The organism is Bacteroides nordii (genome assembly GCF_019930665.1).
Taxonomy (GTDB): domain Bacteria; phylum Bacteroidota; class Bacteroidia; order Bacteroidales; family Bacteroidaceae; genus Bacteroides; species Bacteroides nordii.
On record NZ_CP082886.1, the window covers coordinates 2561456 to 2585729 of the forward strand.

The 24274-nt window shown below is 38.3% G+C and carries 21 protein-coding genes; 15 read left to right on the plus strand and 6 right to left on the minus strand.

Annotation, left to right across the window (positions count from 1 at the left end; all coding sequences use genetic code 11):
* Positions 1 to 15 precede the first annotated feature (15 nt).
* The 3 genes from pstB to pstC all read right to left on the minus strand — a co-directional run bounded on the left by pstB (position 16) and on the right by pstC (position 3004).
* Entirely contained in the window at positions 16 to 771 is a 756-nt protein-coding gene (gene pstB / locus K8P02_RS10250; protein ID WP_002561560.1) for a phosphate ABC transporter ATP-binding protein PstB, read from the minus strand.
* A 159-nt stretch (positions 772 to 930) separates the two neighbouring features.
* Positions 931 to 1806 carry a phosphate ABC transporter permease PstA gene (gene pstA, locus K8P02_RS10255; RefSeq protein ID WP_007486828.1) on the minus strand — a complete coding sequence of 292 codons (876 nt, stop codon included), beginning with the start codon at positions 1804 to 1806 and terminating at the stop codon, positions 931 to 933.
* A gap of 1 nt (position 1807) precedes the next feature.
* Entirely contained in the window at positions 1808 to 3004 is a 1197-nt protein-coding gene (gene pstC / locus K8P02_RS10260) for a phosphate ABC transporter permease subunit PstC (protein ID WP_002561558.1), read from the minus strand.
* A gap of 186 nt (positions 3005 to 3190) precedes the next feature.
* Here pstC and K8P02_RS10265 point away from each other — a divergent pair, with 186 nt between their 5' ends.
* The 4 genes from K8P02_RS10265 (at position 3191) to K8P02_RS10280 (ending at position 8118) form a co-directional block, all read left to right on the plus strand.
* Entirely contained in the window at positions 3191 to 4003 is an 813-nt protein-coding gene (locus tag K8P02_RS10265; protein WP_007486827.1) for a PstS family phosphate ABC transporter substrate-binding protein, read from the plus strand.
* Positions 4004 to 4062: 59 nt separating this feature from the next.
* Positions 4063 to 5802, plus strand: coding sequence for a glutamine--tRNA ligase/YqeY domain fusion protein (locus K8P02_RS10270; RefSeq protein ID WP_002561556.1), 1740 nt, complete (start codon positions 4063 to 4065; stop codon positions 5800 to 5802).
* A gap of 104 nt (positions 5803 to 5906) precedes the next feature.
* Positions 5907 to 7352 carry a tetratricopeptide repeat protein gene (locus K8P02_RS10275; RefSeq protein ID WP_025868214.1) on the plus strand — a complete coding sequence of 482 codons (1446 nt, stop codon included), beginning with the start codon at positions 5907 to 5909 and terminating at the stop codon, positions 7350 to 7352.
* A gap of 127 nt (positions 7353 to 7479) precedes the next feature.
* Positions 7480 to 8118, plus strand: coding sequence for a DedA family protein (locus K8P02_RS10280; protein WP_002561554.1), 639 nt, complete (start codon positions 7480 to 7482; stop codon positions 8116 to 8118).
* 132 nt (positions 8119 to 8250) lie between these two features.
* On the opposite strand, the gene K8P02_RS10285 is transcribed toward K8P02_RS10280, so the two are convergent.
* Both K8P02_RS10285 and tpx read right to left on the minus strand, forming a co-directional pair.
* A complete protein-coding gene (locus tag K8P02_RS10285; RefSeq protein WP_025868215.1) occupies positions 8251 to 9135 on the minus strand; it encodes a DUF3078 domain-containing protein in 885 nt (294 codons plus the stop codon).
* 152 nt (positions 9136 to 9287) lie between these two features.
* Positions 9288 to 9791: a thiol peroxidase gene (tpx, locus tag K8P02_RS10290; protein WP_002561552.1), complete on the minus strand. Its 504-nt coding sequence runs from the start codon at positions 9789 to 9791 to the stop codon at positions 9288 to 9290.
* A 372-nt stretch (positions 9792 to 10163) separates the two neighbouring features.
* On the opposite strand from tpx, the gene K8P02_RS10295 reads away from it, so the two are divergent.
* Positions 10164 to 10730, plus strand: a complete 567-nt coding sequence (locus K8P02_RS10295) for an HdeD family acid-resistance protein (RefSeq protein ID WP_002561551.1) — start codon at positions 10164 to 10166, stop codon at positions 10728 to 10730.
* Positions 10731 to 10830: 100 nt separating this feature from the next.
* On the opposite strand, the gene K8P02_RS10300 is transcribed toward K8P02_RS10295, so the two are convergent.
* Positions 10831 to 11439, minus strand: coding sequence for a master DNA invertase Mpi family serine-type recombinase (locus K8P02_RS10300; protein ID WP_007486823.1), 609 nt, complete (start codon positions 11437 to 11439; stop codon positions 10831 to 10833).
* Between the two features lie 250 nt (positions 11440 to 11689).
* Between K8P02_RS10300 and K8P02_RS10305 the strand changes: the two genes are divergently transcribed.
* The 10 genes from K8P02_RS10305 (at position 11690) to K8P02_RS10350 (ending at position 24274) form a co-directional block, all read left to right on the plus strand.
* On the plus strand, positions 11690 to 12631 hold the full coding sequence (locus K8P02_RS10305; protein WP_007486821.1) for a tyrosine-type recombinase/integrase: 942 nt from the start codon (positions 11690 to 11692) through the stop codon (positions 12629 to 12631).
* Positions 12632 to 12971: 340 nt separating this feature from the next.
* Positions 12972 to 14810 (plus strand): WecB/TagA/CpsF family glycosyltransferase, encoded by a 1839-nt coding sequence (locus K8P02_RS10310; protein WP_223382293.1) that lies wholly within the window; start codon positions 12972 to 12974, stop codon positions 14808 to 14810.
* An 897-nt stretch (positions 14811 to 15707) separates the two neighbouring features.
* Positions 15708 to 16259, plus strand: coding sequence for a UpxY family transcription antiterminator (locus K8P02_RS10315; protein ID WP_025868217.1), 552 nt, complete (start codon positions 15708 to 15710; stop codon positions 16257 to 16259).
* A gap of 4 nt (positions 16260 to 16263) precedes the next feature.
* Positions 16264 to 17148 (plus strand): glucose-1-phosphate thymidylyltransferase RfbA, encoded by an 885-nt coding sequence (rfbA, locus tag K8P02_RS10320; protein ID WP_002561545.1) that lies wholly within the window; start codon positions 16264 to 16266, stop codon positions 17146 to 17148.
* Positions 17149 to 17286: 138 nt separating this feature from the next.
* Entirely contained in the window at positions 17287 to 17856 is a 570-nt protein-coding gene (gene rfbC / locus K8P02_RS10325) for a dTDP-4-dehydrorhamnose 3,5-epimerase (protein WP_122200595.1), read from the plus strand.
* Between the two features lie 2 nt (positions 17857 to 17858).
* Positions 17859 to 18713 carry a dTDP-4-dehydrorhamnose reductase gene (gene rfbD / locus K8P02_RS10330; protein ID WP_025867615.1) on the plus strand — a complete coding sequence of 285 codons (855 nt, stop codon included), beginning with the start codon at positions 17859 to 17861 and terminating at the stop codon, positions 18711 to 18713.
* 4 nt (positions 18714 to 18717) lie between these two features.
* A complete protein-coding gene (rfbB, locus tag K8P02_RS10335) occupies positions 18718 to 19791 on the plus strand; it encodes a dTDP-glucose 4,6-dehydratase (RefSeq protein WP_223382295.1) in 1074 nt (357 codons plus the stop codon).
* 661 nt (positions 19792 to 20452) lie between these two features.
* Positions 20453 to 21562 carry a polysaccharide pyruvyl transferase family protein gene (locus tag K8P02_RS10340; protein ID WP_196040231.1) on the plus strand — a complete coding sequence of 370 codons (1110 nt, stop codon included), beginning with the start codon at positions 20453 to 20455 and terminating at the stop codon, positions 21560 to 21562.
* Position 21563: 1 nt separating this feature from the next.
* A complete protein-coding gene (locus K8P02_RS10345) occupies positions 21564 to 23075 on the plus strand; it encodes a lipopolysaccharide biosynthesis protein (protein WP_025867612.1) in 1512 nt (503 codons plus the stop codon).
* A 5-nt stretch (positions 23076 to 23080) separates the two neighbouring features.
* Positions 23081 to 24274 (plus strand): Coenzyme F420 hydrogenase/dehydrogenase, beta subunit C-terminal domain, encoded by a 1194-nt coding sequence (locus tag K8P02_RS10350; protein WP_025867611.1) that lies wholly within the window; start codon positions 23081 to 23083, stop codon positions 24272 to 24274.

A 24274-nucleotide genomic window follows, 5' to 3' on the forward strand; every position in this document is an offset into this window, starting at 1 on the left:
TGAATAATTATTTTTTTATCCGAATCTTCCGGTAATGTAATTCTGTGTTGCTTCTTTCTCCGGATTCGTAAAGATTTTCTTTGTATTGTCATATTCTACCATCTCTCCCAGGTAGAAGAAGGCTGTTTTATCACTAACGCGAGCAGCCTGCTGCATATTGTGTGTCACGATGACAATCGTATATTGCTTCTTCAACTCATGAATCAATTCTTCTACCTTTGCCGTAGAAATAGGATCGAGGGCGGAAGCAGGTTCATCCATCAGCAATACAGAAGGAGATACGGCCATAGCACGTGCAATGCAAAGACGCTGTTGCTGCCCGCCCGAAAGAGCATAAGCTGACTCTTTGAGCTTGTCTTTGACTTCGTCCCAAAGTGCTGCTCCTTTCAATGTCTCTTCGACACGCTGACGAATAAAAGCATTGTCTTTAACTCCATTCACCCGCAAACCATACGCCACATTTTCAAAAATGCTTTTAGGAAACGGATTGGGACGCTGGAAAACCATTCCTACATTCTTACGGAGTTCATCGACCTGTACGCCTTTATCATAAATATTCTCACCATCGATTCGAATCTCTCCTGTCAGGCGAGTGTCAGGAATCAAATCGTTCATACGGTTAAATAAACGAAGAAAGGTAGACTTACCACAGCCCGAAGGACCAATAAACGCTACTACCGTTTTTTCTTCGATCTCCATACTGATACCCTTCAATGCATGAAAGTTACCATACCAGAAATTCACATCACGAGCACTTACCATTGTTTCCATATTCTTTATTTACGATTTGACGATTTACAATTTACGATTGAAATTACTTCTATTTATGATTTTACAAAATGCGATTCAACTTGATTCAATATGCGATGCAACTTGAAACGAATTGCAACATCAATCGTAAATCGTAAATTGTCTAATCGTAAATCTTACTTAGTTTGTTTTTACTTTTTTCTCAAAATACTTTCTCAAGGCATTTGCCAACAAGTTTACCAACAGAATAATCAGGATCAACACCAGGGCAGTGCCATAAGCCAACGGCAATTGAGCTTCCATATTCGTACCGCTGGTAGAAATCACATAAAGGTGATAAGGTAATGCCATACACTGATCAAAAATGCTGGTAGGCAACTGCGGCAGGAAATAGGCTGCACACGTGAAAAGGATGGGAGCCGTCTCACCGGAAGCACGCCCTAAGGCAAGGATCAGTCCGGTAATGATATTGGGCATACCCATCGGTAAAATCACATGCCAGATCGTTTGCAACTTGGTTGCTCCCAACGCTCTGCTACCTTCGCGTAAGCTATCAGGAATCGCCTTCAACGCTTCTTCCGTGGTACGAATTACCAAAGGGACACAAAGCAACCCCAACGTTAACGAACCGGCCAGAATGCTGTCACCGAACCCAAGATAATTGACAAACAAAGCCATACCGAACAATCCGAAAACAATGGATGGAATGCCACTCAGGTTATTTGTCATCACCCGAATAAAACGAACCAGCTTTCCTTTGGGAGCATACTCATTCATATAGATACCGCTCATCACTCCTACCGGAAAGGCAAAAAGTGCACTTCCTATCATCAGGTAGAACGTACCTACAATAGCGGGCCAGATGCCTCCTCCCGTCATACCATTGGTAGGCGCAGAAGTAATAAAATCCCAATTTATAGCTCCTATACCTTTATATATAATAAACCCCAATATGGCAAACAAGATCAGTACGATACACAAGCTTAACGCCCGGAAAATTCCGAAAGCAATGCCTTGTGAACGACGTTTCGCCTTATTATTACTTGCTATTTCCATGTTATTTGCTTCGTTTTACGCCTTTAGACGAGATGTACTCTACGCTAAAGTTTATAATTAATGTGATAAAGAACAATACTACACCTAACAGGAACAGCGCCTGATAATGAGGACCACCGGCAGGTGCTTCGCCCAGTTCGGCAGCAATAGTGGCCGGGATGGTACGCAACGGTTCAAGGATTGTAGTAGGAATTACCGCTGCATTTCCGGTCACCATGAGTACAGCCATCGTTTCACCAATAGCACGACCGATACCAAGCACAACTCCCGAAGTGATCCCGGAGATGGAAAAAGGAATAACGACCTTATATATAGTCTGCCATTGTGAGGCTCCCAACGCCAAACTGGCTTCACGCATGGCACGCGGACAATTGCGCATTGCATCTTCCGTCACAGTAATAATAGTAGGCAGTGCCATGATGGCCAATACGATACTTCCAGCCAACCCGCTCTCTCCTACCGGCAAATCGAATACTTTTTGTATAAGTGGCACAATTACTATCAACCCGAAAAAGCCATAGACTACGGACGGGATTCCACTCAATAATTCGATGATAGGCTTCAGCCAGCCACGTACTTTCGGATTGGCTACTTCGGACATATAGATAGATACGGAAAGCCCGAACGGCAAAGCGATAAGTATAGCGAAAAGGCTCACCCAAAGGGTACCGGTAATAAGAGGCAGAAAGCCAAACAACGGAGCGGGAGTAGCCGTCGGGAACCATTCGGCACCGGCAAATACATCTTTTACGGAAATGGTATTATCCTTGATAAAATGTACCTTACCCGGTGTTGTAATAAACTGTTGCGGGACGAAAGCTACAATCCCCGGAGTCTTCTCAATCAGTTCCATAATACGTGCCCCGGCATACTGATAAGCATCTCCCAACTCTTCTTCCGTATAATATTGTGTGATATCTTCTAAACGAAAAACCCGGATAGGGAGATTCTCCCCACCGAGTTCTTTCCAATTCGTTATCTCTTCATCAAAAACATCTTTTATCTGAGCCGGGCTTAGCTGGCTGACCTTATTGTCTTTATTTAAAGCTAATACATATCCTTCTTCTATCACTTTACTGCTGAATAATCCAAAAGCTTCAGTAAACAGGAATAGTACGATAAGCAGGATAGTTATACTTGTAACAAAGCCACTACAAGTAAGCATTCCCTCTACAATCTTTTCGAAAATCTTCTTCATACCTATTGTTTGATTTCTGAATGCAAAGAAAAGAGTATCATATTAAGGAGGTGTGAATTCCGCTTGAAGGAAATGTTTCAAAAGTGTTACATTTATGTTACAAGAGCAAACATTGTAGGTTTTATAACAAGAATGTAACATCTTCTTTTTTAATTTGCGAGTGAAATACCAATTATAAGTGAATTTATGAATGCAAAAAGCATATTATTTCTGAGTCTGATTCTTATAACCACAGGTATTCAGGCTCAACGGATCAAAGGTAGTGACACGGTTCTTCCGGTTGCCCAGCAAACTGCCGAACGCTTTATGAATAGAAACGCAGATAGCCGTGTCACCGTCACAGGTGGTGGAACCGGAGTAGGCATCTCCGCCTTAATGGATAATACCACTGACATTGCTATGGCTTCCCGCCCTATCAAGTTTAGTGAAAAGATGAAGGCCAGGGCTGCTCAAAAAAATATAGAGGAGGTTATCGTTGCATATGATGCCCTTGCCGTGGTAGTACACCCGACAAACCCGGTGAAGCAACTTACCCGTCAACAGTTGGAGGGTATCTTCCGGGGTAAAATCACTAACTGGAAACAAGTGGGTGGCGAAGACCGTAAGATCGTTGTATACTCCCGGGAAACCTCTTCAGGAACCTACGAATTCTTCAAAGAAAGTGTACTTAAAAATAAGAATTACATGTCCAGTAGCCTCTCTATGCCTGCCACCGGTGCTATCATACAATCGGTAAGCCAGACAAAAGGAGCGATCGGCTATGTCGGGTTGGCCTACGTATCACCACGTATCAAAACGTTGTCAGTATCTTACGACAACAAGCATTACGCCCAGCCCAATGTAGAAAATGCGACTCGTAAAATTTATCCCATCGTACGTCCTCTTTATTACTATTACAATGCAGAGAACAAAGAAGCAGTAACACCTCTTATTGACTTCATTCTTTCTCAGGAAGGGCAGGATATTATAAAAAAGAGTGGATATATTCCGGTGAAATAAGGTTATGCAAAAAAAATGTCATACTTTTGTAGCTCATAACTCGTAACTCATTAAACGCTATGACAGATATTAGAAACGAAGAGGTGACAAGCGAAAAAAAAAGCCTCAACTTTATTGAGCAAATTGTAGAAAATGATTTAAAAGAGGGCAAAAACGGAGGAAAGGTACAGACGCGTTTTCCGCCTGAACCCAATGGTTATCTTCACATAGGTCATGCCAAAGCTATTTGCCTCGATTTCGGCCTCGCAGCCCGTCATGGCGGTGTATGTAATCTTCGTTTTGATGACACCAATCCAACCAAAGAAGATGTGGAGTATGTAGAAGCCATCGAAGAAGATATCAAATGGCTAGGCTTTGAATGGGGAAATGTATATTATGCTTCGGATTACTTCCAGCAACTTTGGGATTTTGCCGTGCGTCTTATCAAAGAAGGTAAAGCCTACATTGACGAACAGACTTCCGAACAGATTGCCGCACAAAAAGGAACTCCGACTCAACCGGGAACTGAAAGCCCCTATCGCAACCGCCCCATTGAGGAGAATCTTGCCTTATTTGAAAAAATGAACAGTGGCGAAATAGAAGAAGGTGCTATGGTACTCCGTGCTAAAATAGACATGGCAAATCCGAACATGCATTTTCGTGACCCGATTATCTACCGTGTAGTGAAACATCCGCATCACCGTACAGGTACTACCTGGAAAGCCTATCCGATGTATGACTTCGCACACGGACAAAGTGACTTCTTTGAAGGAGTGACTCACTCACTCTGTACACTGGAATTCGTCGTACACCGTCCGTTATACGATCTCTTTATCGACTGGTTGAAAGAAGGGAATGACTTGAATGACAATCGCCCCCGTCAGTACGAATTCAATAAATTAAACCTCAGCTATACGCTGATGAGTAAACGCAATCTGCTCACACTCGTAAAAGAAGGTCTGGTAAATGGCTGGGATGATCCACGCATGCCGACTATCTGCGGTTTCCGTCGTCGTGGCTATTCACCAGAGTCTATCCGTAAGTTCGTTGACAAAATTGGCTACACTACTTATGATGCTCTCAATGAATTTGCTCTGCTGGAAAGTGCTGTACGTGAAGACCTCAACGCCCGTGCTACCCGTGTTTCTGCGGTATTGAATCCGGTGAAACTGATTATTACCAACTATCCCGAGGGAGAAGTAGAAGAGCTGGATGCAATTAATAATCCGGAAGATCCGGAAGCAGGCAGCCATACAATCGAATTCAGCCGTGAACTGTGGATTGAACGCGAAGACTTTATGGAAGATGCTCCGAAGAAATATTTCCGCATGACTCCGGGACAGGAAGTACGCCTCAAAAATGCATACATCGTGAAGTGTACCGGATGCAAGAAGGATGAAAACGGTAATATTACTGAAGTATATTGCGAATATGATCCGCATACAAAAAGTGGTATGCCCGATGCCAATCGCAAAGTAAAAGGTACTTTGCACTGGTTGAGTTGTGCACACTGCCTTTCTGCAGAAGTACGCCTCTATGACCGTCTTTGGAAAGTAGAGAACCCGCGTGACGAACTGGCTGCCATCCGTGAAGCCAAAAACTGCGAAGCATTGGAGGCTATGAAAGAGATCATTAATCCTGACTCTTTGCAAATACTCAATAATTGCTATGTAGAAAAGTATGTAGCTACATTGCCTACGCTCTCCTACTTGCAATTCCAGCGCATAGGATACTTCAACATAGACAAAGAGTCGGCTCCCGACAAACTTATATTCAACCGTACCGTGGGGTTGAAAGATACATTCAAAATTAAAAATTAAAAGTTGGAAAATAAAAGCGGACTGCACATACACAAAAGTACAGTCCGTTTCTTTCTTCCTCCAATTTCGTTTTTAATTTTTAATTCTCATTTTTAATTAATCAAATGGCCAGAAAAAACCCATCTACAGATAAAGAACAAGAATTGAATGAACTCATCGCAAGTTACGAAACAGCGAAAGCTGAAAACAGACAGCTTTACCTGGACGGAGACCAACTTGCAGACATTGCAGACAAATATGCCACGGACCGCCGTTTTGACGAAGCACAAGAAGTGATCAGCTACGGTCTTGAACTCCATCCGGGACACACAGACCTCCTGATAGAGCAGGCTTATCTGTATCTGGATACGATGCAACTTCAAAAGGCCATAGCCGTAGTTGGCAGCATCGCAGAAGATTATGATCCGGAGGTCAAACTGCTAAAAGCCGAAATCCTATTGAACGAAGGCAAACTGGACGAAGCAGAAACCCTGCTCAACTCCATCGAAGAAGAAAAATCACTGGAAACAATCATCGATGTAGCATATCTTTATATGGACATGGGATATCCGGAGAAGGCATTGCCATGGCTTACACTCGGACTGGAAGAATATAAGGAAAACGAAGAATTCCTTGCAGCCATGGCCGATTGCTATCGTAGTGGAGAGCGTAATACGAAGGCAATCAGTTTCTACAACAAGCTGATTGACAAGAATCCGTACAATCCTTCTTACTGGACCGGGCTTGCCAAATGCCATTTCAGCCAGCAGGAATTTGACAAAGCTGTCGAGGCCTGCGACTTTGCCCTTGCTGCCGATGATAAATTCGGAGAGGCACACATCATTAGAGCACACAGCCTCTTTCATTTGGAGAATGAGACCGAAGCTATTCAGGAATATCAACTGGCCTTGCAGAGCAAAAGTCTGCCTCCCGACTTTGCCCATATGTTTATCGGGCTGGCATACGCCAATCAGGAGAAATGGGAACTGGCTTACAGAAGTTATGAACAGGCAATGGAAATTATCGGAGACGATAACTCTCCCATCCTTTCGGATATATACAGCAATGAAATTTTCTGCCTTTCGAAATTAGGCAGATACGAAGAAGCCCACCAACTCTGCGAAAAGGCTAAAAAACAATTACCCGAGAGTGTGGAAATCTATCTGCAAGAAGGACGGCTTTATCTGGAAGAAGATAAGTTTGAGGAAGCTAAACAGTGTTGGGCCGTAGCATTGCAATATGTACCCGAAGCCGAAACATTAGTGCAGATAGGCAACTACAGTCTGGACTATGGTATGGTAGAAAATGCCCGCCTCTGTTTTGAGGAAGCAAAGAAACAAGATCCTGATTATCCGGGAATCAATGGCCGTCTGGCTTCTATCTGTATGATTCTTAGAGATCACAAGGGATTTCAGAAATACAATCAAATGTCAGAAACTCCGCTTAACATAGAGATGATTCAGGAAATGTTGTCACAAAATACAGACAAAGATATTTTGCAGAATCTGGAAACATTCATGAATGAACTTGATGATGTAAATGACGGAGAGACTGAGGAAGAAAATAATTAGAAGTTAGTAGATAGTAGTTGGAAGCCATTCGGCATAAGAATTATCACGTGTATCGATTCTATCTACTGACTACTAAATTCTAACTACTAAATTAAAATTATAAACTTAGCATTCAGAATTTAAGCAAATGGAATCTGTAGCCTTCATTCAATGGTGTCTCGATCACCTTAACTACTGGACTATTACCCTGTTAATGGCCATCGAGAGTTCGTTTATACCCTTTCCGTCTGAGGTAGTTGTACCTCCTGCGGCTTACAAAGCAGCTGTAAATGATGAAATGAATGTGTATCTGGTAGTATTGTTTGCCACAATCGGGGCAAATATCGGAGCAATCATCAACTATTACTTAGCTTACTGGTTAGGACGCCCTATCATTTATAAGTTTGCCAACAGTCGTTTTGGGCACATGTGCCTCATCGACGAAGCTAAAGTGCAACATGCAGAAGAATACTTCGATAAGCACGGCGCATTGTCTACTTTTATAGGCCGTCTAATCCCTGCTGTACGTCAGTTAATCTCTATCCCTGCCGGTCTTGCCCGTATGAAACTTTCCACCTTCCTGTTATACACCACTCTTGGAGCTGGTTTATGGAATGGTATACTGGCAGCTATCGGATACCATCTGGCTTCCGTTCCGGGTATCGAAAGCGAAGAGCAATTGTTAGCACGCGTTGGTGAATACAGTCACGAACTGGGTTACTTTTTCATCGCTGTAGGAGTATTTATTGTAGGTTTCCTGGTTTACAAAGCACTGAAGAAGAAATAAGGACTTCATATTGTTTTGAGTTTATTTCACCACAGAGGACACAGAGTCACACAGAGTTTTAATTATTTAAAGTCAATTAGATAATTATTCAGTATCTCTGTGTTCTCTGTGTCCTCTGTGGTGAAACTAAACTCAGAAATTAAATTGCAATCCCACTCCTAATATTTCCTTAAACTGCACCCGTGGTCCTTTTGTTCCGTCTTTCTGGGCTATTTTCACATCGTCATCATACATCAGATTGGTAGTTAATGTAGTTGAGAACCATTTATTAATTGCCATATTTATCTGCACCTCCCAATTCACATCCACATTCTGCGGTTTATCCAGATAATCAGAATAGAGATCCAGACGGGAATAGACTGTCATATTCTTCATAAACTCATATCGTACCTCTCCTTTCAGATTTGCTCCGAAGCTCGACAATAAATGCTTACCCGGATCTACACCGTAAGCTCCTTCGTCAGATAAACGATCATTGAGCACGAACGTACCACGCCAGGAAGCCGGAGACAGTACTACCGTAAAGATCTTATTGGGTTCGTAAGTAAAACCAAGTCCGGTGGTCAGATAGGCAGGAGACATAAACTCTGAAACAGAGATATCTTTGTTTACCTTATAATCATATCCAGGAGAAAATTGCGTCTGAAAAGTAGCAAAAGCACTGGCATACCAGCTCTTCGCTATAGAATATCCGTAATTAGAATTCAGATAGATTTTATCATTCGCTTTCCTTACACCGTCTTCACCCGTTTTATTTAATCCATAAGCCAATTCGAGACGATTGTTCCAAAGATGTTTTCCTTTTTTATAGTTAGCCTGATAAGCACCTTGCAAATCAAAGGCAACAGAGTTGTCGCCACCGGCAGCCCAGTTTGTTAAACTTACCTGGGTCAATTTCAACCCGGCATATCCTTCCCTTGTCCAGGGAGAAGCTTCTTTTGTAGGCTCTGTTTGAGCCGACAGCATTCCTACGCCCATAAATAAAAAGGCGACAGACATTAATTGCATTCTATTCATTCTGTTTAGGTTTTATTTATTTCTGAAAAAAACACAACCTAACAAGAACTGAAGAGATGGCGATATTACCATATCTATAAACCAGTCCCTATTAGGTCAAAATCTTTAATACCTGTGCCTTTAAAAGGCACAGGCTCTCTCTCTTTAATAATTTATTCTTTCACAGCAGCCAGTGCTTTATCATAATCAGGTTCTTGCGTAACTTCCGGTACTAACTCTGTATAAGCAATCTTACCATCTTTACCAATCACCACCACCGAACGCGCCAACAAGCCGGCAAGCGGACCATCTGCCATACGTACACCATAACTCTCATCAAAATCCGAATAGCGGAAATCCGACAATGGAATTACATTCTCAATACCTTCAGTAGTACAGAAGCGCGCATGAGCAAAAGGAAGATCTTTGGAGATAGCCAATACGATTGTATCTTTCAAACCAGCTGCCATTTTATTAAATTTACGTACAGAGGTTGCACAAACACTTGTATCCAGACTTGGGAAAATATTAAGAATCACATTTTTCCCTTTGAGATCTTTCAGAGAAAAAGAAGATAAATCTGTTTTTACAAGTTCGAAATCAGGAGCTACTTTTCCAACCTGTATAAATTCACCGATCAGCTTTACCGGTTGTCCTTTGAAATTTGTTGTTGCCATAAGATATATTATTATTAGTTATTTAGTATTTTAAAAAAGAGTCTTAAGTTTCGCTCTTTTGTGTATAGAACAATTAAACTTTGCAATAGGTTCACAAAGAAATAACAGAATAACACATCAGGCCCTATAAGTAGTACTTCAAATTTAATTCATACTATGACAGTCTTTTATTAAAACGCAAATGATCGCAGATTATCGCAAACGAGATAGCTTGCTGTACTTGAGAGACGATATTCTTTGCGTAAATTTGTGATAATGGATACCTTACTTATCAACTGATTTGTATATCAAGTTGCCATTCCAAACCTTTTTTCTCTCTATTTGTTACTCCCCTAACAAACTTATAGTATCAATTAATAAAATCACATTCGTATGAAAACAGTATTCGATGAGATTCAACATTCAGTGAAAAATTGGTGGATGTCTCTTATTTTAGGTATTTTGTATATCGGCGTAGCGTTATGCCTTATGTTTGCTCCGTTAAGCAGTTATGTAGCTCTAAGCATCATCTTCAGCATCTCCATGTTAGTCAGTGGTATTCTGGAAATTCTTTTTGCTATAAGTAATAAACACGTATCAAGTTGGGGTTGGTATCTCGCCGGAGGCATTATTGATCTCATCATCGGTATCTATCTTGTAGCTTACCCAATGGTAAGCATGGAAGTTATACCTTTCCTTATCGCTTTCTGGCTTATGTTTCGAGGTTTTTCTGCCACAGGCTACTCCATGGATCTGAAACGTTATGGAACCCGTGATTGGGGCTGGTATATGGCATTCGGGATTTTAGCTATTTTATGCTCTTTACTCATTCTGTGGCAACCGGCAGTAGGTGCATTATACGCTGTATATATGATTTCGTTCACCTTCCTCATCATCGGTCTTTTCAGATTCATGCTTGCATTTGAACTTAAGAATCTCCATAAAAGAGTGAACAATTAAACCCCTATAAAACAAACTGTTAATTTCAAAATTTGTGAATTGAGATTTATCAAGAGATGTCAAGCACATCCAAATTCTCAATTCACATTTTTTAAGTTCGTCAAGCGTTTGCCGTCATTCCTTCCGCTTTCAGAAACCGAAACATGGTCGTTCTGGACACACCAAACTCACGCGCTAATTTTGCGTGTTTGGCTCCACCCCGCGCTTGTTTTAAAATATATTTTCTGTTATCATGCAATAATTGCAATTTAGGATTATCTCCTTTTCTCCTCCCTAATGCAACTCCTTCCTGCTTACGCCTTGCCAAAGCCTCTTTTGTACGCATGGAAATAAGATTACGCTCTATTTCTGCCATCAAACCAAATGCAAACCCTAATACTTTACTGTTTATATCATTCTGAAAGACATACCCCTCTTTAGTGCTATACAACACTACCTGCTTCTTAATGCATGAATTTAAAATAGTCATAATCTCCAATAGTGTCCTGCTTAATCTTGAAATCTCTGTAACAATCAGCGTATCTCCCGGCTTCATCTGTCGCAACAACGGCGCCAGTTTTCGCTCTTTCGTACTTACACTTCCACTCACCGTCTCGGTGTACCATTTATCAATAGCCAACCCATTCTTCTCTGCGAATCTTAAAATCTCTTCTTTCTGATTGGCTAAAAACTGTTTTTCTGTACTTACTCTCAAATAAGCTATTACCATAATTTTCTCGATTAAAATGATTAATACACCGCGAAAAAACAGTAAATATTATAATATATCATCCTCGTTAGAGATTCTTTTATTTCTCTATTTTCCAGGTATTCAAAATAAAATCATAGCAAAAAATATGCAAATCGCTCTTTTTTTTACCATATCTTTATCCTATCTTTACCAACTCATTATCTAAACAACCAAAATCATTTCGATCTTATTCTTTGTTTATTGAACAAACCTAAAAGGAAGCATAGAAATGGAAATACAAATCTTCACAAAATCATTGATTGAAAAAGCAAAACTGTCTGGAAGGTATAGTACCGCAGATAGTTATCTAAGTACGCTGCACAGTTTACAATTGTTTACAGGTACTCCATCTACCCGTTTTGACGAGATTACTCCTCAACTTATTAAAGGGTTTGAGCAGCATCTCTTTCTGAAGGGGTTGTATGAAAACACGATCTCTTTGTACATGCGCATGTTGCGCTCTATCTTTAATCAGGCAGTGGCTGCCGGAGTAGCTACAATAAACACCAAAGACATCTTTGAGAATGTTTTTGTAGGTTGCGATACGACCGCCAAACGGGCTATCAAACCGATTATAATCAACCAATTACGGGAAGCAGATTTTAGTCGATACCCGCAGCTGGAATTTAGTCGTGACCTGTTTCTGCTAAGTTTCTACTTACAGGGAATCCCATTCGTAGACTTGGCATATCTGCGTAAAAGTAATGTCAATGGAAACATACTGGTTTACCGCCGTCATAAGACCCGGCAACAGCTGTATATTACCGTTGAAAATTGTGCGCACAAGATCATTAAACGCTATGCACGTGAATGCAAAAGCTCTGCTTACTTGCTACCAATACTAAATGCTGTAGGAGAACAAGGATACAAGCAATACAAAAGCGCATTGCGGCTGTATAACAAGCATTTACATCAGATATCGGAAATGATACAGATAACGCCACACCTTACTTCATACGTAGCAAGGCACACCTGGGCAAGTACAGCAAGGGAAAAAGGAATTCCTGTCTCAATCATCAGTACAGGAATGGGACATTCATCGGAAAAAGTAACATATGTATATCTGGAATCGCTGGATAACAAAACGATGAGTGAAGCAAACAAAAAAATTATCTCAGCAGTGACTTCTAAGAAAAAAATGATACTCAAAAAGAGTTCCCTTACTTATTAGGTAAGAGAACGACTATTATTTTTTCTTGTCGCTGCAAAATTAGGGATAAAATTTCTATCTAACACAATAAAGCTTGATCTTTTTTTCAAAAAAAACCAATTTAACATAATAAATACACCAGTTTAAACCTATTGTTCAATAAACGAAGATTTGATATGAAAATTCTGTTTGATGTAATTACAAATGTTACATCAAACAGAATTCAATAAAACAGACAGTTTTTCCTTTCTAAACCGCCTTTTTCGTTAGACTATATTAACACTAAAACGACTTTCTTTGAACTTTTTGATATTTGAGATTCCCTTACCTAATAAGTAATGGAACAAATATTAAACAGACAATGAATATTTTAATTAATCCTATATTTAGTGTAATCGTATGCTGTATTGCAGCACTTGTTGTAGCCATCTTTATAGAATTTATCACGCTACCACGCGTTCTTCTCATCTCCAGGAGAAAACGTCTATATGATATGCCTGACAAGCGTAAATCCCACGTCAACCCTATCCCTAGATTGGCCGGTATCACTTTCTGTCCTGTTATTCTTCTTAGCTTTCTGCCCATAGCAGGGCTACAGGCTATATGGTTGGGAACATCTAGTATCAGTCATTCTTCCGAGTCCTTCATTCGCCTTTCTTTTATGATATGCGGCATTCTTCCTTTGGTATTGATGGGAGTCAAAGACGACTTGATTGGCGCACGCTATTCACATAAATTCATTATTCAGACCTTATCTGCCCTTTTACTGATAGCATCCGGAACTTACATCAATAACCTATATGGGCTTTTTGGCATATACGAATTATCACCCTATATCGGAATACCCTTCACAGCTCTGCTGATTGTATATATCATTAATTCTATTAATCTTATTGACGGAGTAGACGGACTTGCAGCGAGTCTCAGTATCTCAGCTGCAGCCATTCTCGGCATCGGTTTCATTATTGCAGGCAATTACACAATGCCTATTCTTACTTTCTCTGTAGTCGGTACACTCATTCCATTTTTATATTATAATATCATAGCCCGAAGAAAACTATTCATGGGCGACACAGGATCGCTCACCCTGGGTTACATACTTGCCTTTCTTGCAGTGTATTATAGCATGAGGAATTCTTCCGAAGCAATTTCAACAGGCATACCATCTATTATTATAGCATGGTCGGTCTTGTTTATTCCACTGTTTGATACAGCTCGGGTTATGTATACGCGAGCCAGCCAGGGAAAATCACTTTTCCATCCGGATCGCAATCATATCCATCACAAATTGCTCGACCTGGGATTTAGTCACCGCAAAATCACTTTGACCCTCACCATAACTACGCTCTTCATTACAGCGTGCAATATCCTTTTACATGAGTTACTCAATATCAATCTGATATTGGCCATTGATCTTATAGCGGGTATTTTATGTAACGTATACCTCAACAAACGGAAAAAAAGAAGAGCTCAAAGCTTAAATAAGAAACTATTAAAACAAACCGAATCAATCCCAATGGGAGACTTCATAATCACCAATAACTACCAGTTTGACTCTATCCCCGACCAGCAAATGGTGATACATGCCATAGACTCACGCATCTGGCTCATGGGCAATGAGGATAAAGAACTCAAGCAAGCACTCCTCCAAAGTGATATATTAGTTCCAAACGGAGCAGGCATAACGCTTGCTGCCCGTTGGCTCACAGGAAAGCAGATTCACAATGTATCGCGTGATGACCTACATCTGTCTATACTTCAACACCTTGATAAAGTAGCAGGATCAGTATTCTATCTTGGAGCTTCTGACCGGACTCTTGCTCTTATTACCGAACGTATTCTCACAGAATATCCAAATATCCGAGTAAAAACATATAGCCCTCCTTATCGTGACAGTTTCTCTGAAGAAGAAACAAATAAAATGATAACAGCTATAAACGAATTTAAACCTGATGTACTATTTATCGGGATGTCAGTATCCAAACAAGAAAAATGGATTGCCACTAACCGGCATCTCCTTCACACCCATCTTATATCCGGAATAGGAGCTGTATTTGGTTTTTATGGTGGCACAACTTCTTATCCCCCTCAATGGAGAAAACAGCAGTCTCTATCTGCCATTAAAATCTTAATCACCGCTTTGCAAATAAAGAATAAAAAGAAATCGATAAAAACGTCCACCGAATACGAGACTAATTAAAAAACATCGGCAAAGAATAATGTAAATAATACAGAAACATATATTATTAAATAATTAGTTACATACAATTCATATACTGGCATTCTTGAAAAAGTTAACAAATTAACATATTCAAGAAATACAGACACTATACATCTTATATAAATGTAATTATATAAGATTATTAAAAATATAATCTTCGTACATGCTTATCCATACCCTACTACACGAAGGAAAGAAATATGGCTTGCCCCCAACAATCCATTAATAAAACTGAAATGGAAAACAAAAGCCATTGAAAAAAAATCAAAATTCAAGAAAACATAGAAGAGATAAAAGAAATTCATCCATTTTATAATTACGCATAATCTCTCATGCAACAAACAACCATACAATCAGCATATTACATTAAAAGGAGTCCTATAAAGGTTTCATATATAAACAACCAAAGCAATACTACAAAATATAATATTTAAAAATAAGTATAAAATATTCATTTACATAAAAACCTATTCGAGGAATTATATCATTCATTTCACAGATACCATCATACCTTCTTTTAAAAAGATAACATTCGTATTAATGAATTCTAAAAAAGATCCAAACCCTTTTTATAAAAAGGACTATAATCGAAACATTAGTAATATATTTTCAAGAAACAAACAAGAAACAACTATAAGCAAAAAGACAGAACCCAAATAAAGAATTAAAAAGACAAAACTCATTTATTATATTATTTTTTATCTACAAATTATTTTTTTTCGTAAATAATATATATCTTTGCATCGGATTTGGTCTATTGTATCAAAGATTACCTCACAGAGTTGTGACAGGTAACAGCGTAGCGTGCTCAAGCGCTTCGTAACAAAGCACCAGTATCCCCCTCCTTCGATATCAGAAATCTCAGAATATAACTTTATGAAGTACTGGCTTGCAGCTTACGTTCGCCTCCATCACGAAAAGAAAACTCGTGATCGCATCAACGCTATGGGTATCGAATGTTTCCTCCCCATTCAAGAGGAAATTCATCAATGGAGTGACCGCCGGAAAAAGGTGGAACGCGTGGTGATTCCAATGATACTCTTCGTTCGTGTATCCCCCGAAGAACGCTCTTTACCTCTAACCTTATCGTCCGTTAGCAGGTATATGGTGTTACGAGGAGAATCAACTCCTGCTATTATCCCGGATAAACAAATGGAGAAATTCAAATTCATGTTGGACTACTCCAAAGCTGCCGTGGAATTATCTACTACCCCACTTGCTCCGGGAGAATTGGTAAAAGTGATCAAAGGTCCATTAACAGGTCTGGAAGGAGAACTGGTAATGGTAGACGGAAAAAGTAAAGTTGCCATCCGATTGGATATGCTTGGATGTGCACAGGTAGATATGCCTGCTGGATTTGTAGAAAAAGTAACTACCAAGTGCCATAAGAAAAGAATGAAGTTATCAACAAACCAACCATCATTATAATAATATGAAAGGAATTGTATTAGCCGGCGGTTCAGGCACCCGTCTGTATCCTATCACCAAAGGGGTAAGTAAACAGCTGTTGCCTATCTTCGACAAGCCCATGATTTACTATCCGATATCCGTATTAATGCTTGCCGGTATCCGCGAAATATTAATCATCTCCACGCCTTATGATCTGCCGGGTTTCCAGCGCCTATTAGGAGACGGTTCGGACTTTGGTGTTCGTTTTGAATATGCAGAACAACCTTCGCCCGATGGGTTGGCACAAGCATTTATCATCGGTGAGGAATTCATCGGTAATGATTCTGTCTGTCTGGTATTGGGAGATAATATTTTCTATGGGCAAAGCTTTACCCGGATGTTGAAAGAGTCTGTTCGTCTGGCCGAAGAAGAACAGAAAGCAACCGTGTTTGGTTACTGGGTCAGTGATCCGGAGCGTTACGGAGTTGCCGAGTTCGATAAGGAGGGGAATGTACTGAGCATTGAAGAAAAACCGGTTCATCCCAAAAGTAACTATGCCGTAGTCGGACTCTATTTTTATCCCAATAAAGTGGTTGAGGTGGCCAAAAATATCAAACCATCTGCCCGTGGAGAGTTAGAAATAACCACCGTGAATCAGGAATTTCTGAATGATGAAGAGCTGAAAGTCCAGTTGTTAGGTCGTGGTTTTGCATGGCTGGATACAGGTACACATGATTCCCTTTCGGAAGCCAGTACCTTTATCGAAGTGATAGAGAAGCGCCAGGGATTGAAGGTTGCCTGTCTGGAAGGTATTGCATTACGTCAAGGCTGGATAACGGCAGATAAAATGCAGGAACTGGCAAAGCCGATGCTGAAGAATCAGTACGGGCAATATTTACTGAAAGTAATAGACGAGTTAAAGCATTGAATATCAACTGTTATAAGAATGTACATTTTTGTATAACAAGAGTGTACACTTTTGCAGTGTAATAATGTACATTCTTGTCACACAAAAATGTACACCTTTATATTTCTCTTTTAAATCGTATACTTTTCCTATCAAATTATGAATATAATAAAGACTTCCATAGAAGGCGTAGTCATTATTGAGCCACGTCTTTTTAAAGATGAGCGTGGTTACTTTTTCGAATCTTTCAATCAGAGAGAGTTTGAAGAAAAGGTCTGTAAAACGACGTTTGTTCAGGATAATGAATCCAAATCCGGTTATGGTGTAATTCGTGGGTTGCATTATCAGAAACCTCCTTTTGCACAGAGCAAACTGGTACGTGTGATAAAAGGTGCAGTACTGGATGTTGCCGTAGATATCCGCAAAGGTTCCCCTACTTTCGGACAGCATGTGGCTGTGGAATTGACGGAGGAAAACCATCGCCAGTTTTTTATACCCCGTGGATTTGCACATGGGTTTAGTGTATTGAGCGAAGAGGTTATTTTCCAATATAAGTGTGACAACTTTTACTCACCACAAAGCGAAGGTGCTCTGGCATGGAATGATCCCGCTCTGGAAATCAATTGGAAAATACCGGCAAACGATGTGGTTCTCTCAGAAAAAGACAAAGCCCATTCCTGTTTGAAAGATAGCGAATGGCTCTTTAATTACGACGAAAAACTGTATTAAGAATGAATATACTTGTGACGGGAGCCAACGGACAATTGGGTAACGAAATGCGTAGAGTGTCCGCAAGAAGCTCCGATCATTACATATTTACCGATGTAGCAGAACTAGACATCACCGATTTAGCCGCCATACAAAGAATAACAATAAATAATCAGGTGGATGTTATAGTAAACTGTGCTGCATATACTAATGTAGACAAAGCCGAAGAGGACGAAGCAACAGCAAATCTAATCAATAACCTGGCAGTAAAATACCTGGCAATTGCCGCCAAAGAAATAGATGCAACTCTAATTCACATTTCTACTGATTATGTATTTCAAGGGGATAAAAACACTCCCTGTCAGGAAGAATGGGATACCAATCCATTAGGAATATATGGAAAAACAAAATTAGCAGGTGAACAGTCTATTCTGGAATCCGGATGCCACTACCTCATATTTCGTACTGCCTGGTTATATTCGATGTTCGGTAACAATTTCGTAAAAACAATGCAACGGCTAACCCAAGAACGCGATACACTAAAAGTCGTATTCGATCAGGTAGGTACTCCTACTTATGCAGGAGACCTGGCTGCACTCATAATCAAAATTATAAATGAAAATCAATTAGCCAAACAGGGTATCTATCATTTTAGTAATGAAGGCGTATGTTCATGGTATGATTTTGCTAAAGAAATAGCTGCATTAAGCAACCACACATGCGATATTCAGCCCTGTCACAGTAATGAATTTCCAAGTAAAGTAAAACGCCCGCATTTTTCCGTTTTAGATAAAAGCAAAGTAAAAGAGACCTTTAACATAACCATTCCTCATTGGAAAGATTCGCTTATCAAATGTATTAACGAATTAGAAGCATAACACCATGACATTCAAAAGAAATATAATGATTACCGGCGGAGCCGGATTTATCGGTAGCCATGTAGTACGTTTGTTCGTAAATAAGTATCCTGATTATCATATCATCAACCTCGACAAACTGACCTATGCCGGTAATTTAGCTAATTTAAAGGACATCGAAAACGCTCCAAACTATACATTCGTGAAAGCAGATATCTGCGACTTCGACAGGATAATGGAATTGTTCAACCAATACCAGATAGACGGAGTTATTCATTTGGCAGCCGAAAGCCATGTAGACAGAAGTATTAAAGACCCGTTTACTTTCGCAAGAACCAACGTAATGGGAACCCTCTCCTTACTACAAGCTGCCAAGTTATTATGGGAAAATTCTGAAGATGGCTATCAAAGTAAACGTTTTTATCACATATCAACCGATGAAGTATATGGAACATTAGAGTTTGACGGTACATTCTTTACCGAAACAACAAAATACGATCCACATTCCCCCTATTCAGCGTCAAAAGCTTCATCGGATCATTTCGTACGTGCTTTTCACGACACATATGGTATGCCGACAATTGTAACCAACTGTAGTAACAATTACGGTCCGTATCAATTTCCGGAAAAACTAATTCCACTATTCATCAATAACATTCGTTGCAGAAAACCATTGCCAGTATATGGTAAAGGTGAAAATGTACGCGACTGGCTGTATGTGGTAGATCATGCACGTGCTATCGATATCATTTTCCACCAAGGAAAAATTGCCGAAACTTATAATATTGGCGGATTTAATGAGTGGAAAAACATAGACATTATCAAGGTTATCATCGAAACCGTAGATCGCTTACTGGGAAATCCCAAAGGCCATTCACTTGACCTGATTACGTATGTTACCGATCGTAAAGGACACGACCTTCGTTATGCCATCGATTCTACCAAATTAAAAAATGAGCTGGGTTGGGAACCAAGTTTACAATTTGAAGAGGGAATTGAAAAAACGGTAAGATGGTATTTAGAAAACCAGGATTGGATGGATAATATTACTTCAGGGGAGTATGAGAAGTACTATGAAGGTATGTATAAAGGAAGATAAACGGATTTAACAACATTCAAATAAAGGGTGACCACACTCCATGAATTATATAAATCATAATATTGCCGGGTTATTCATTCTAACATTGGTACTTATTGCTATTTATTTTTGGTATTTATTTATCCCCCAAACAATCCTCATTGAATACTCTGCCTCTATCATGACAACCGGTTCACTCATGTTGCTTTTGGGATACTTAAACACAAAAAAAGCACCAAGTAAATCATACAATATTACAATATGGATAATTATCCTTTTTATCAGTTATTTAATAATAAGATTATCTTTAAAACAAGATCTATTTTCCGAAAGTTATTTACACCCATCAATTTATACATTCTGTTTAAGATATCAGGTTCCGATGGATTGGCTCCTATTTTTATTACTTCTCCCAGGTATGAATACCAGTCTTGAGAAAGTACCTAAAAAACATTTGAGTACCTTCATACTTTGCTTATTTTCCATCAGCAGCATAGAACTATTCATTGCTAATCAGAATTTCAATATTTATTTTCAGATTCTTTTATTAATGTATCTGATAGGCAAGTATTTTAAATTATATGGTTTTATACTCAGCAAAAGAGTTTTGTTTTTAGTTTGGACTATTCTAATGGTAATATCTGCTTATAAAATCTGGATATTACTTTAATAAAATAACAACATGAAAAAAAACATAGGTTTAATAACCTGGTATGGAAGCAAAAACTATGGAACAAATGTTCAAGTTTATGCATTATATAAAAAAATCAAAGAGTTAGGATATCCGTGTGACTTAATAGCAGCATTTAATTCAAATAATTTTTCCTGGAAAGCTCACCTCAGATATGTACTATCCTTTTTCAACTCTGAAGAAACGATAAAATCAGTAAAAGCCATAAACGATTTAAAACAAAAAAAAATTCTCAAATTCATTCAGGAAGATATATCAATAAAACATGTATATACCCGGAAACAATATAAAGCTTTACTAAAAAACTATCCCATCTTTATCACAGGGAGTGACCAGATATGGAACCCTTTCCATTTAAGTGAATTTTACCTACTAAATTTTGCCAGTTCAAATAAAAGAATAGCATATGCCTCCAGTATTGGAGTAAAAGAACTTCCTAAAAATAAAATTGAATTATATAAAAAGCATATATCATTATTTGATCACATCGGACTACGGGAAAAAACAGGTTGTGACCTTATAGGTAAACTCCTTAACAGACAAGATATCGCTAATGTACTAGATCCAACATTCCTGTTAACACCTCAGGATTGGATTACATTTGCCCAGAATGCAGTTATAGAGTTTGTTACTCCTCAGAAATATATACTTTGTTATCTTATTGGAAACCGAGATAATTATGAACCTCAAATAATAGATATACAAGAGCGAACCGGGATTCAAAGCCTTATTATTATCCAATCTGCAGAGAACAGAAATTTTAATATCGAAGGAAGCATCGTATATACAAATGCAGGGCCCAAAGAGTTTGTTTGGCTAATTCAGCATGCTGAATTAGTATGTACAGATTCATTCCATGCTACGGCTATCAGTATCAATCTCTCTATTGATTTTATAGAATTTCTCCGTTTTAATAATGATGATAATAAATCGCAAAATTCCCGAATTTATGATCTTTTAGAACATTATCAATTACAAGAAAGAATATACACACCCCACAAAGATATTACACAAAAAATCAAATATGATCCAATTAAATGCATCTTAGAAAAAGATCGGATCGACTCCATGGCTTATTTGATCAATGCAATAGAAAGTTGAGATGAAATCCAATTATTACATATCCTCTTTTTTCTGGAGTACATTATCTAAAATACTTAATGCTATTATAAATTTCATCTCTGTACCCTTACTGTTAGGTGCATGGGGACAGGCAGACTATGGAGTACTCTCACTTGCTACAGCTTGCAATGGATATATGCATCTTCTGGATTTGGGAATGAACACAGGAGCGATTAAGTTCTACTCACAGTGGAAAACAGAAGGAAAAATAAATTTAATCTATCGCGTAGCACACTCAAATACGATATTCTACATGTTAATATCTCTAATTAACACTATAGGTCTATTGGCAATAGCTATTTGGGGAGAAGGATTATTCAACATCACTCATGAGCAATTTCTCACACTTAGACTCTGCTTAATTATTCTTGCTCTCTTCTCATTATTGACATGGGTAACAACATCGTACAATCAATTATTGGTTGCAGATAAACAAATGGCTTATACCCAACAGATACAATGCATCATCTCTGTTTTAAAAGCCATTTTGATTATTGCTACCCTATTCTTCAATATAGGCTTAACTAATTATTTCTTTTTCTTTAATTTAATAGTAGCACTTCTATTAATCCCTTATGCATATAAATGTAAAAAAGATAATTTAATCGATAATTTTAAAATAAAATTTTATTGGAATGATTTCAAAATCGTATTAATGTATAGCCTCTCATTATTTGCATTATCTCTATTTCAAGTTACAGCGACACAATCCCGTCCGTTAATATTAGGAATGCTTGCAAGCAATGCTGCCGATATAGCAGCAGAATATCGGATTATAGAAGTCATACCATTGTTTATTATTGTGGTTGGAGGTACTTTGACCGGAATATTTTTACCTAAAAGTTCTGAGTTAATTGCCCAAAAGAACCAAGATGAAATAGAGAAATTCGCATATAAGGGAACAACTATTACCACCATTTTAGCCAATATATTATGTATTCCTTTTATATTAGGAGCTAAACAAATTATCTCTGCATATGTGGGAATAGAGTATCAATACTTGTACATTTGGCTAATACTATGGTGTGTAACTGTTCTTATACAAATCCATACAACTCCCGGAAATAGCTTAATATTAGCTTATGGAAAAACGAAAGTATTAGTATATATTTCTGCTACATCATGCATAATCTCAATGATAATAAATGCATTACTCTGTAAACACTATGGAGTAGGTTCTGCTGTAATCGGTTATTTTATATATGTCATTATAGTAATAGGTTCTTATTATGTAGCCTATTACCAGAAAATACTCAAATTAAACCGACAGAAGATGTTTATCGCTTTCATCAAACCTACATTATTCTCTCTAATAGCATTTGGGGTAACATATCTACTTCCCTATGAAGTAATTCACATAGATAATATAAGTAATAAAATCACATACCTGTTTATTTTTACATTAAAAGGTATTATTTGGTTTATTCTATATTGTTTGCTCTTATGGGTATTCAAAATCATACAATTAAAAGATAAAAAAATTAGTATATAAGCTACATGATTATTTGTCCAAAAGAAAAATGTACAGGCTGCTATGCCTGTATCAATGCATGTCCATGCCATTGCATTACAATGCAAAATGATTCAATAGGAATATTACACCCCACTATAGACTACAAAAAATGTATACATTGCAATCTCTGCATTAAATCATGTCCAAATAACTGTGAGTTTGAATTTAAATCACCTATAAAATGCTATGCTACCTGGACCAAAAATAAAGAAAAACGGAAAAAATGTGCATCTGGAGGTATAGCAACTGTATTTTCCGAATACATTATAAAACAAAAGAAAGGGGTTGTATACGGAACACGTTATACAAAAGACCTGATCCCAATTACTACACGATCTGAAACGTTAGAGGATTTAGAATATTTCAAAGGATCTAAATATACACAAAGTCTGGTAGGAGAATGTTTCAAAGATATAAAAAAAGATTTAACACAAAACAAAGAAGTACTTTACATAGCAACTCCCTGCCAGATTGCCGGACTTTATTCTTTTCTAAAAAAAGAGTACTCCAATCTTCTAACTATAGATCTTATCTGTCATGGTGTGTCTCCCACATCTTATTTTATAGATGAGATAGAGTATCTAAAACAAAGAAATAAAATTCCTCATATTACAGACGTCCGATTTAGAGGAAATGACAGAAAAAATTTTCAATTATCACTATGGGATGATAATACTCTCAAATATTGTAAATCTGCATACTCTCAATATTACTTTTCCGGATTTCTAAAAGGAATCACTTTGAGAGAAAATTGCTATACATGCAATTATGCTCGCCCAGAAAGAATATCAGATATAACCATTGGAGATTTCATCGGATTAGGGAAAGAAACTCCATTTAAATACAATCCTTATAACGTATCCATAGTATTGCCCAACACTGATAAAGGACTTACTATCTATAATACTATACGATATGATGAAACAAACGAAATACAATCGGTGGAACGTAAATACGCGGAAGCTATTAAATACGGACCTTCATTAAGAGCACCCTTTCCGAGGCATCCATATCAAAAAGAATTTATCTACTTATGCGAAAGTAAGGGATATCTGTTTGCTATAAGAAAGGTACTCAAAAGAAATATAATACAGAATCAATTATTATATATACCCGATCTTCTATTTAGAAGAATACCAAGAAAAATTTTAAAAACGATTCGAATAATTAAGATCTGA